At 36.9% G+C, this 967-nt stretch carries 2 protein-coding genes; both read right to left on the reverse strand.

Annotated features, from left to right (window positions below):
* Positions 1–377 (reverse strand): transposase (locus HY58_RS19800; protein ID WP_371197921.1); only part of this gene is annotated, 377 nt, incomplete at its 3' end.
* Between the two features lie 149 nt (positions 378–526).
* Entirely contained in the window at positions 527–928 is a 402-nt protein-coding gene (locus HY58_RS18490) for a hypothetical protein (RefSeq protein WP_039135672.1), read from the reverse strand.
* Positions 929–967: the final 39 nt, after the last annotated feature.

A 967-nucleotide genomic window follows, 5' to 3' on the forward strand; every position in this document is an offset into this window, starting at 1 on the left:
CCTTCAACTGCCATTGATAATGCCTCCACTGAGCCAACACTACTTAAGTTTGGATAAAGACAATATCCAACAATTCTTCTTGAATATGCATCGGTAATCAGGGATAGATAATTGTACCCATCCAATGTCTTTATATAGGTAATGTCAGCAACCCATAATTGTTCGGGTGTTGATGTCACCAACTCTCTAACCAGGTCTGGATACTTCTTTAACCAATGATAAGAATCTGTAGTCTTCACGCTACGCTTACGTCTTCTGATTAATAAACCATGGAATCTAAGCAAGTCAAATAATTGATCACGTCCCATTTTAATTCCGTGTTGCTTAATTTGATTATTAAGTATGTGAAGGAGTTTTCGAGTGCCGATCATCGGCATAATATCTCTTATTTCCTTTACTAAACACAGTACGACAGAATGAGCTATTGTAGTTTTAATTTCATGAGACTGGGCTTCGTAAAATGCCTGTCTCGTTACACCAAACAGTGCACAGAGCTTACCTAAACCAATAAATGGATGGCTCTGCCTTATTCTTTTGACTGTTTGGTACCACCCTTTTTTCTGATCTTGATATTTAAATCTTCCTCAGCAACCTTAATCATAGTTTCGAGGCCTATTATTTTTAATTTCGCGTATTCGAGTGATTTTTTTAACTGCTTAATCTGACAATTCAGATCCTGTTCCTTGTGTTCATCCGCCATACTTGATGTGATGATGTTTTTCTTATTATCACTCAAAGTACGAATACTTAATTTGGTCATCCATAATTTTAGCGTATTCCTGTTTAGCCCGTACTTAAAACAGGCAGATCTGATTCCAATATTCCCTGATTCAATTTCCGCAATAATTTTGCGTATCTCATTTTCATCTCGCCGAACATGGGGATTTCGACTTAATGGACTCGGTCTTGATTTTTTCTTTTCCTGCATAATAAATTGTTGGGTGACAAGCTATTTCAGGACAAGACA

Source organism: Flavihumibacter sp. ZG627, from assembly GCF_000814325.1.
GTDB lineage: Bacteria > Bacteroidota > Bacteroidia > Chitinophagales > Chitinophagaceae > Flavihumibacter.

Excerpts from the sequence above, each read along its gene's own strand:
- HY58_RS18490 (WP_039135672.1), bottom strand. The coding sequence starts at position 928 with ATGCAGGAAAAGAAAAAATCAAGACCGAGTCCATTAAGTCGAAATCCC.